The 8,889-nt window shown below is 34.6% G+C and carries 10 protein-coding genes and 1 pseudogene; 4 read left to right on the top strand and 7 right to left on the bottom strand.

Annotation, left to right across the window (positions count from 1 at the left end; all coding sequences use genetic code 11):
• Window positions 1–193 precede the first annotated feature (193 nt).
• Both repM and NI461_RS13430 read left to right on the top strand, forming a co-directional pair.
• Entirely contained in the window at window positions 194–1,123 is a 930-nt protein-coding gene (gene repM / locus NI461_RS13435; RefSeq protein ID WP_151208190.1) for a replication initiation protein RepM, read from the top strand.
• A gap of 68 nt (window positions 1,124–1,191) precedes the next feature.
• A complete protein-coding gene (locus NI461_RS13430; RefSeq protein WP_253157674.1) occupies window positions 1,192–1,752 on the top strand; it encodes a plasmid replication DNA-binding protein in 561 nt (186 codons plus the stop codon).
• Window positions 1,753–2,066: 314 nt separating this feature from the next.
• Here NI461_RS13430 and NI461_RS13425 read toward each other — a convergent pair.
• Window positions 2,067–2,327 (bottom strand): annotated as a pseudogene (locus NI461_RS13425) (transposase); the annotation flags it as partial.
• A gap of 171 nt (window positions 2,328–2,498) precedes the next feature.
• On the bottom strand, window positions 2,499–3,398 hold the full coding sequence (locus NI461_RS13420; RefSeq protein ID WP_061519779.1) for a LysR family transcriptional regulator: 900 nt from the start codon (window positions 3,396–3,398) through the stop codon (window positions 2,499–2,501).
• A gap of 101 nt (window positions 3,399–3,499) precedes the next feature.
• On the opposite strand from NI461_RS13420, the gene NI461_RS13415 reads away from it, so the two are divergent.
• Both NI461_RS13415 and NI461_RS13410 read left to right on the top strand, forming a co-directional pair.
• On the top strand, window positions 3,500–3,943 hold the full coding sequence (locus NI461_RS13415) for a CidA/LrgA family protein (RefSeq protein WP_061519780.1): 444 nt from the start codon (window positions 3,500–3,502) through the stop codon (window positions 3,941–3,943).
• 2 nt (window positions 3,944–3,945) lie between these two features.
• Complete coding sequence (locus tag NI461_RS13410) at window positions 3,946–4,629, top strand: LrgB family protein (RefSeq protein WP_061519781.1); 684 nt, start codon at window positions 3,946–3,948, stop codon at window positions 4,627–4,629.
• A gap of 495 nt (window positions 4,630–5,124) precedes the next feature.
• Here NI461_RS13410 and NI461_RS13405 read toward each other — a convergent pair whose 3' ends face one another.
• From NI461_RS13405 to NI461_RS13385, 5 genes are all read right to left on the bottom strand, one after another.
• Window positions 5,125–6,243 (bottom strand): Fic family protein, encoded by a 1,119-nt coding sequence (locus tag NI461_RS13405; protein ID WP_126064968.1) that lies wholly within the window; start codon window positions 6,241–6,243, stop codon window positions 5,125–5,127.
• Window positions 6,244–6,807: 564 nt separating this feature from the next.
• Window positions 6,808–7,080 (bottom strand): NadS family protein, encoded by a 273-nt coding sequence (gene nadS / locus NI461_RS13400; RefSeq protein WP_253157669.1) that lies wholly within the window; start codon window positions 7,078–7,080, stop codon window positions 6,808–6,810.
• 116 nt (window positions 7,081–7,196) lie between these two features.
• Window positions 7,197–7,592 carry a hypothetical protein gene (locus tag NI461_RS13395; RefSeq protein ID WP_253157666.1) on the bottom strand — a complete coding sequence of 132 codons (396 nt, stop codon included), beginning with the start codon at window positions 7,590–7,592 and terminating at the stop codon, window positions 7,197–7,199.
• Between the two features lie 115 nt (window positions 7,593–7,707).
• Window positions 7,708–7,935, bottom strand: a complete 228-nt coding sequence (locus NI461_RS13390; protein ID WP_253157663.1) for a hypothetical protein — start codon at window positions 7,933–7,935, stop codon at window positions 7,708–7,710.
• 96 nt (window positions 7,936–8,031) lie between these two features.
• Window positions 8,032–8,247: a cold-shock protein gene (locus NI461_RS13385; protein WP_253157659.1), complete on the bottom strand. Its 216-nt coding sequence runs from the start codon at window positions 8,245–8,247 to the stop codon at window positions 8,032–8,034.
• Window positions 8,248–8,889 lie beyond the last annotated feature (642 nt).

The raw sequence follows: 8,889 nt of genomic DNA, 5'->3' as shown, positions 1-8,889 counted from the left end.
TTTCCCCACGTTTAGTTACCCATTTCCCCACGTTTAGTTACCCATTTCCCCACGTTTAGTTACCCATTTCCCCACGTTTAGTTACCCATTTCCCCACGTTTAGTTACCCATTTAATTACGCCCTTAACTAAACAGTTGTAGTTACACCCACATTATTATAATCTGTGGGTATAAAAATATTTCAATTGGGTCTATGTCAAAAGAATTAGTTGTAAAAACCAATCGGTTAAACCAAGCTTTCCAAGCTCTATCTTTATCAGAGTTTCATATTGTTCAATTAGCCATCGTTGATGCTAGACATACGGGTACAGGACTAAGTACAGATACTCCTTTAAGAATAGATGCTTTGAGATATGCCGAAGTTTTCGGGACCACGAGGCAAAATGCTTATCAGAGAATGAAAGAAGCAGAGGATTCCTTATTTAACAGAAGATTTAGCTTCTTTGATGAAGATGGGAAGTTAGTCAAAAGTAGATGGATTCAGCAAGTAAAATATCTAGATGATGAAGGGGCTATTGAACTTGTTTTCACACTAGCTGTTGTACAAGGAATAAGTAAGATTGATGGTATTAAAGACTTTTTTACTCAATATTTACTGAGCCAAACAGCCCAGCTTAACAGTACATATTCAGCAAGATTATATGAGTTACTAATTCAATGGAGAGCTGTGGGGAGAACACCTTTATTTGAATTAGCAACTTTTAGAGAACAACTTGGAATTGGTGTTAATGAATACAAGCGTATGGATCACTTTAAAACAAGAGTTCTTGACTTAGCCATTTCTGAAATTAGCGAAAAAACAGATATAGAAGCAAACTACCAACAGCATAAAAAAGGCCGTTCAATATGTGGTTTTTCTTTTTCTTTTAAGCACAAAAAATCTAAGAACAAATCACCAGAAAATCAAACAATATCTGGGAATCTAGATCTTTTTTCAAAAAAAATGACTGACTCTCAACGTTACTTATTTTCCAATAAGTTATCTGAGCTTCCAGAAATGAGTAAATACTCTCAAGGAACTGAAAGCTATACTCAATTTGCAGTAAGAATTGCTGAAATGCTTAAAGATTCTGAAAAACTAAAGGAGTTTGCTCCAATGCTTGAAAAAGTTGGCTATCGTTAAATCATTGATGTAACGTTACATCACTAAATACTATCTACTAACATACAGAGTTTCACCTAGGTTACATAATGAAAGCACTATCTGTTATTGAATTAGCTCAACTTTATGGAATGAACCGCCAAAGCATCTATAAGCGTATAAATAAAGGAGATTTATCAAAAAATAGCGATGGGAAAATAGACCTTTCAGAAGCTATACGCGTATTTGGTGAACCATCCCAAAATAATAAGCATGTAACCACGTTACAGTCTACTTCGGTACAAAAAGAGACAGAAGTAGACATGTTGAAACAACAGATAGATATACTAAAAAAACAACTACAACTAGCACATGAACGAGAAATTTTTCAAAGAGAACAATTAGCAACAAAAGATAATCAGATAGAGGCGATACAACGCTTACTAGAAGCCCCAAAAGCCAATATGACTACGTTTACCGATCAAGAATCGGTGCAACCAAGCATGACCAAAACAGATCCAGAACTAGACACAGCAGAAGCTAAATATGACGGATTGACTACTCCGGAGCAAATAGAAAATGAGCACAGTCCAGTGCCTACGCATATCGAGCGACAACCTAAAAAACGAGGTTTATTCGGTCGTTTGGCGAAGGCTGTTTTTGACAATTGATTCTTCACTGAAGCTAATCAAAGTTGTGGAACAATGATCAAAGAATAGGCGTGGAACGTGAAGAATCAATAAAAAGCCGCTCCAGTGCGCTGAACCCTGGAACGGCTTTAACTAAGATATTGATGCCTATAGGGAAATTTCAAGCATTTCGTATAAGGTGTATTATGTTAATTTTAGAAATTCTTAAATTTTAATAACTTAATAATTTTGATATTATTGATAATTATTCTTACTAATAATTTTTTTAATGAAGATATTAAACAAACTCCTTAGCCTTGAATTAGCAATTGATTTACGTTGAATTGGCCTTAAAACTTTTTTGACAGTGCGTCTTGTAAGATATCTGACTTGAGTCGCTCATCGGCATACATACGTTTAAGACGAGCATTTTCAGCTTCTAGCTCTTTCAATCGAGTCATCATCGAGAGATCCATGCCACCATATTTTGATTTCCACTTATAAAATGTGGCCGAACTCATTCCATGTTCACGGCATAAATTTGGAACTGGAGTTCCTGCTTCAGCTTGCTTCAAAATACTCATGATTAAGCTGTCTGAATATTTAGATGTTTTCATAGAAAATCTCCTTAAATTAAGGCTATTCGATTTTCTACTTTTAAGTTCAATTATTTGAGGGGAGCATTACCTGTTAAATGGACCTAAATTCCTTAATGCGACAGAACCGATGAATTAAACAGTCAGAACTGATTGTAGCGACAATTAAAAACTGGTTGTAAAAGCCTTGAACTAAAAGTGAATTTTCTGTTTATGATCTTTTACAATATTTAGCCATGCTCTAGTTGCAGGACTCATTGCTATAGTCGTATTCCAGGCCATACTTAAAGTCCAATTTAAACCTGGATTTTCCAATACGGCAGTGTTGAATTTTTCCTGATCGAATTGCTGGCAATATATTTGAGGAAGTAATGTGATTCCCATATTTGATTCAACCATTTTTGCAATAAAGTCCCATTGACTGCTTTTACAAACAACTTTAGGTTCAAAACCTACTGTATTTGCTGCTTTAATAATCATACTATTCAAAGTAAAAGTATCAGAAAATAATAGAAAGGATTCTTCTTTTAATTCAATCAAATTGACTGTTTTTCTATTTCTCCACTGTGAATCTTTTATGGATAGTAAGCACATTGCTGAATCAACAACTAGGATTGACGCAAAAGTCGGTCGAAAATTACCAAGTAAAATACCAACATCAATACGTTTATCTGCAATTGCTTCCTCAATACTATTTGAGCCTACCTCTAAAAAACTAAGCTGTATATCCGGATGTTGCTTATGAAATAAGGCAATAAGTGAACTAAATAAGACAGAACCTAATGGTGGTAAACCTAAAGTCAGTTTCCCCTTTTTAAGTAACTGAACTTGCTCAATCGTGTTATAAATTTTTTCATGTTCTGACAATATGTTTAATGCATGCTGATAAATCAGTTCGCCTGTATAAGTTAGTACGACTTCACGTTTTCTTCCTGCTGCACCCTTTTTAAATAGTGCTGTTCCCAACTCTTCTTCTAAGCTCTTAATGATCTTACTTAAAGTCGGTTGCGTCATAAACAAGTGTTCTGCAGCCAAACTAAAACTTTGGCTATTGACAGTTTCAACAAAAATTTTAAGGGATTTTAGATCCATAAATTATCCCAATATAGAATAATATTTATAAAATTATTCATAATTTAGCATATGTTCAGCATATAAAATTACCTTATCTTCAAAATCAAACTGTGATATCAATGCCCGTACAAATCGAACATCCGACCCGATTTAACTATTTCAGTAAAATCATTTTGCAAATCAGTTTATTACTTGTTTTCTGGTGGATTGGCAGCATACTTCAATCCTTATTTAAACTTCCAGTATCTGGTGCAGTGATCGGGCTTTTTATTGTTTTGACAGGTTTATTGACTGGATTTTTTAAACTTGAATGGATTAAGAGTGGCTCCGATTTTATTTTAGGTGAGTTGGTTCTATTCTTTATTCCCTGTTTTGTTGGACTAATTAAATATAAACATCTTTTCTTAACAGAAGGCTGGCAATTAATCCTTACTGTTATTCTGGGAACCATTTGTGTCATGGTGGTTACAGCATATAGTGTACATATTGGCTTTAAATTTGAAAATAAAATCAAAAATCATCGCTCCCAATCTCTGCGTAATATAGATCTGGATGGAAAATAATCATGACTTTAATTGCCATTGTTTGTCTGATTGCAACTTTACTGTTTTATATTATCGCAAAAAAAACCCATCAAAAATATCCTTATCTGATTTTATCACCAGCGATACTTCCCCCTATCCTTCTGATTATTTTAATATTATCTTTGAATATATCCTATGATACGTATATGCAAGATAGTCAATGGATTGTCTGGATGTTAGGTCCTGCAACAGTCGCTTTTGCCATTCCAATTTATGAATACCGTGAAATAATCAAAACACATCTACTTTCTATCAGTATGGGCATAGTGATGGGCATGCTAGCGGGAATGATCAGTTCATTTTATCTGGCCGAGCTGTTTAATTTTGATCAGTCAACAACCTACAGCTTAATGGCGCGTTCCATTTCGACACCTTTTGCAATGGAGTTGAGCAGTCATATAGGTGGCTCTGTCGAACTGGTTATTTTATTTACCATGATTACTGGTGTTATAGGCATGATCATCGGTGATACTGTGCTAGGCGCTTTACGGTTAAAATCTCATTTTGCCATGGGTGCATCTTTGGGCAACGCAGCACATGGATTTGGAACGACTAAAGCCTATAGTCGTGATAAAGAAGAAGGTGTTATTGCCAGCTTAACAATGGTGCTTGCTGGTATTTTTATGGTTTTGGTAGGTCCTTTTCTGGTTCATCTGCTTGTATAGTTTTGTTCTGTCGCATTAAGGAATTTAGGTCCATTTAACATAATGGAGGTTATACGCAATACACTTGTATATTAATTTAAAAATCAATGACTTAAAAATTTCACCATGATCACAAAATGCACAAAAAATGACTTTCGTAATAAGTTGGTGAGTTTTTAAGCAGATCTGTAATATTTAGCCAATAAAATCGGTTAAAAAATGCTCAAATTCGACATTTCCCCAATATTCTCGGTCTTCCCAGGGCCAAAAATATCCCCAATTTCTGTGGATAAAATTTAGGCTATTTTGTACGTTTTGGCTCACATCAATCTCGGCTCTTTGCTGCTATCCGGAATACTGGAATTTTACTATTATGAACTCATCGGGAACAGGAAGTTCCATATAAGAATAACAATAGATAAGCACAAGGACTGTAAGGTAGGACAGGAGTTATACCGAGCGAACCAATACGAAAAACCCCGGCAGGATGCCGGGGTTTTTTATTGCTTAGAATATCTATAACTGGGTATTGATCTGATAGCGTGTATTACGTCCACCACCTTCTAATTTAACGATACATTCTTTCTCAAGTAAGTCTGATAAGTGGCGAGTAGCCGTTGCCTTACTGACTTTAGCAACCTTTTGATATTGCGAAGCACTAATACCATGTTCAAAGCCATTTTCGCCACCGTCTAATAAACGATTTAGAACTTTACGTTGTTCTTCACCCAGGGCTAAATTTGAATATTTATGCCAAAATTGACTTTTAAACAATGTTCGACTGATCTGCGCTAAGGTTTTTTCAAGGCTTTCATTCAGCGTGTCTAGAAACCAAATCAGCCAATCTGTGATATCAGAATCATTTTTTTGAGTTTGTTCTAATATCTCATAGTAACTTTTACGTTTATTTAATATCGCAGTAGACATTGCATACAAACGGATACTTTGCTCATCCATTTGAGCTAGAGCAAGGTCTGTAAGTGTACGTGTAATACGGCCATTACCATCATCAAAAGGATGTAGGGTAACAAACCATAAATGGGTAATGCCTGCACGTAACAGAGGATCAAGCAATGAATCATTCAGACTCTGATTAAACCACGCTATGAAGGTATGTAAGCGTTCTTCTAAGCCTTCTCTTGGCGGTGCTTCAAAATGTACTTTAGGGTAATCCAATCGACCTGAAACGACCTGCATAGGCTCTGATCCCCTCAGTTGACCAATGCGTAAACGTTGCATTGTCCAGTCGGGGTCATTGAAAAGCCAACGATGCCATTGCATGAGGCGCTCAACAGTCAGTGGTTGCTTAACATCGTTCAGCGCATCCAGCATGATATTGGCTAAACCTTCTGATCGATCTGAGCTTGGATAAGGCTGTTCAAGAGTGACACCCAAGCGTTGGGCTAAAGATGATCGCAATGAAAAAACATTGAGGGTTTCATTTTCAATTGCTGATGAAGCAACGAGATTGGCAAGTAGAGTATCTAGAGTGAATTGTTCTTTCGCTAAATCATGCTGACTTTGTCCAAGAAGAATTCCAATTTTTTGATGTATCTGTCTGGTTTTAGGTAAGATAGTTGAATCTTGCCATGTGAAATTTGTCCAGTTTTCTGCTTGCCAAATCCATTTCTGCATTTTCAATCTCTCTCATCTAAAATCTAAGATGAGTTAAATATAGCACAAGTTCGACTCATATTTTGAGCCGAATATGTACTGTTAATTAGCTCATTATTTATCGAGAACAGTTCTACTTGGGAATAACAACACTTGTATACTAATATAAAAATCAAATACTTGTGTTATAGTGATAATGCTCGACGATGTCGAAAAGCTGACTTAGAAACAAGTCGGCTTTTTTTATGAGCAGTTTTGATACTTCTTGCCAATAAAATTGTTTAAAAAATAGTCAATTTTGAGGTTTTTCAAATTTTATCAATGCCTCAATGTCCAAAATTATCCACATTTTTTGTGGATAAAATTTAGGCTATTTTGTACGCTCTGGCGTACATAAATCTCGGCCCTTTGCGGCTACCTGGGACAGTGGAATTTTCCTATGATGAACTCATCGGGAACAGGAAGTTCCATACAAGAATAACAAGAGATAAGCACAAGGACTGTAAGGTACGACAGGAGTTATACCGAGCGAACCAATACGAAAAACCCCGGCAGGATGCCGGGGTTTTTTATTATCTAAAATTTTTAAATCAGAGTTGGATGGGCATCCAGAATGCGAATTAGAGTCGCTGCAGGACCAGTCGGATAGCGACGGCCTTGTTCCCAGTTTTGGAGCTTTCTCGCGCTGATATGCAAACGTGCAGCAAACTCTGCCTGAGTTAAGCCAGTTTTCTCGCGTACTTCTTTAATGTCTGGGAATTTAAGCTCAGTCACTCGATTTGCCGTTATCTCATTACGTTTGATGGCGCCAGCTTCTTTGATTGAAGCAGTCAGATCATCAAATAAGTTATTATCCATGAAATTTCTCCTTCACTCATTGACGCAGGATCGAGGACTCTTTGTCTGTCAGATTATCCTTCACAGACTTTGAGTAGCTATTCAAAAGCTCCATCAAACTATATGCGCTTTAACCCTTAATTTTTGAATAAATTAGGGCGAAATTGTAATGCGCATACTTTGAAATCACTTTGTAACCCCACCCAACATCCTGGCCGAACTGAGGAACGAAATGTAACGCCCCAATCATAGAGCTCTCCCGAAGACATTTCTATTTGAATCAATGCTTTATTTTTTTCAAGAATCTTGATTCCTATCTTTTTCATTCCGGTTTTATATGACAAGGTTTTCCCTGATAAATAATATGAGGAGTCATTTGAAGACTCTATAGAACATATACCAATATGGAGGTTTTTGTCTTTTACACTTACTCGACAAATCGTACTTCTTGCTTCTGCATAAATAGTCTGTGAAACTAGTAAAATGAATAGAAAGAGGGATTTAAATAATACTTTTTTAGTATCTACTTTCATTATAAGTAGCCTTTATATAAGTTTTTATTAAATAATATATTATTTAATAAAAAAATTCCTTTTTATATAAAATTTTAAAAAAACCACCTAAAATATTGATATTTAATAATTTTTTCTAAAAAACTTTATGATTTAATTTAAATAGCTGATTTAGAGAAGTGTAAAACGTACGCCCATCCAAATTTAAATCAACCTCGATTCCAGATTCCAGCAATACTCTTTTACCGACTTCAATTTTTTTTGAGCCTTGACGTGTATTCTGCATCTTGTGACGGGGAATTAACGAAACAATAATTTCAGTACCATTTTTAGATTTTGCAATTAAATCATTTATTTTTAACAACTTACATTCTATTTTTTAGAAATTTTTTAATTTTAAAAAAGTTTTAGAGTATAAAAAAAGCACTCATGAGTGCTTTTTATTACTGCTTATTATTGCTTAGATAGCAATAATATTTACAGCATTCGGTCCTTTTTGACCTTGAGCTACACTAAATTCAACTTGTTGGCCTTCCATTAAGGTTTTAAAACCTGAACTCGCGATTTCGCTGAAATGAGCAAAAACGTCTGGACCTGATTCTTGTTGAATGAAACCAAAACCTTTAGTTTCGTTGAACCACTTTACAGTACCTTTAACAACATTTGAGTTTGACATAATATATCCTACTAATTTTTAATAATTTTAAGTCATTTTATTGACTGGGTATAACTTTGAAAATAATAAAGAAGCGACTTAAAATCTGAAAAAAACGAAGGATTATGACTAAAACTGCGATACTTAAAGAAGATTTACCGGAACAAGACTTTTTTCTAGTTAAGTCAACTATACACTAAAAATAGTAAAAATCAAGTTTTCTTATATACATATTCATTAAATTTATAAAAAACAAAATTAATCAAAAAATACAATAAAATCATATTTTTATTGTAAATGTAACAATATAAGATTAAGATGTTGGTCTAGTAAGATTGATAAGTAATGAATGCGATTATATAGTTCTGTAATAACAATATTGATGTTTTTAATTTCGGGAATGATGATTTTTTCCCAGACACAAATCATATATCAACCACCAAATTTTACCGTTTTAACTATCTCTAGTTAGAAATATTTTATAAAAAACCGCCTAATAGGCGGTTTTTTTAATTTTTGAAGAAATAATGAATCTCTCTATTTAACATAAAATCTCTTATACGAAGTCAAAATGTTAGAACCCATTTAAAGTGTCTATATTCTCACCAATAAAAATGTCTGGTTTATGATGGTTTAAACATCATGGACTGGATATGAAATATA

Source organism: Acinetobacter sp. S4400-12 (assembly GCF_024129495.1).
In the GTDB taxonomy this organism is placed as follows: Bacteria; Pseudomonadota; Gammaproteobacteria; order Pseudomonadales; family Moraxellaceae; genus Acinetobacter; species Acinetobacter lwoffii_C.
Note: the sequence above shows the minus strand (reverse complement) of the source record. Positions and strands in the feature narration are given on the sequence as shown.

What these genes read in the sequence shown, in the direction of transcription:
- repM (WP_151208190.1), top strand. Translation starts at nt 194, where the DNA reads ATGTCAAAAGAATTAGTTGTAAAAACCAATCGGTTAAACCAAGCTTTC.
- NI461_RS13430 (WP_253157674.1), top strand. Translation starts at nt 1,192, where the DNA reads ATGAAAGCACTATCTGTTATTGAATTAGCTCAACTTTATGGAATGAAC.
- NI461_RS13420 (WP_061519779.1), bottom strand. Translation starts at nt 3,398, where the DNA reads ATGGATCTAAAATCCCTTAAAATTTTTGTTGAAACTGTCAATAGCCAA.
- NI461_RS13415 (WP_061519780.1), top strand. Translation starts at nt 3,500, where the DNA reads ATGCCCGTACAAATCGAACATCCGACCCGATTTAACTATTTCAGTAAA.
- NI461_RS13410 (WP_061519781.1), top strand. Translation starts at nt 3,946, where the DNA reads ATGACTTTAATTGCCATTGTTTGTCTGATTGCAACTTTACTGTTTTAT.
- NI461_RS13405 (WP_126064968.1), bottom strand. Translation starts at nt 6,243, where the DNA reads ATGCAGAAATGGATTTGGCAAGCAGAAAACTGGACAAATTTCACATGG.
- nadS (WP_253157669.1), bottom strand. Translation starts at nt 7,080, where the DNA reads ATGGATAATAACTTATTTGATGATCTGACTGCTTCAATCAAAGAAGCT.
- NI461_RS13395 (WP_253157666.1), bottom strand. Translation starts at nt 7,592, where the DNA reads ATGAAAGTAGATACTAAAAAAGTATTATTTAAATCCCTCTTTCTATTC.
- NI461_RS13385 (WP_253157659.1), bottom strand. Translation starts at nt 8,247, where the DNA reads ATGTCAAACTCAAATGTTGTTAAAGGTACTGTAAAGTGGTTCAACGAA.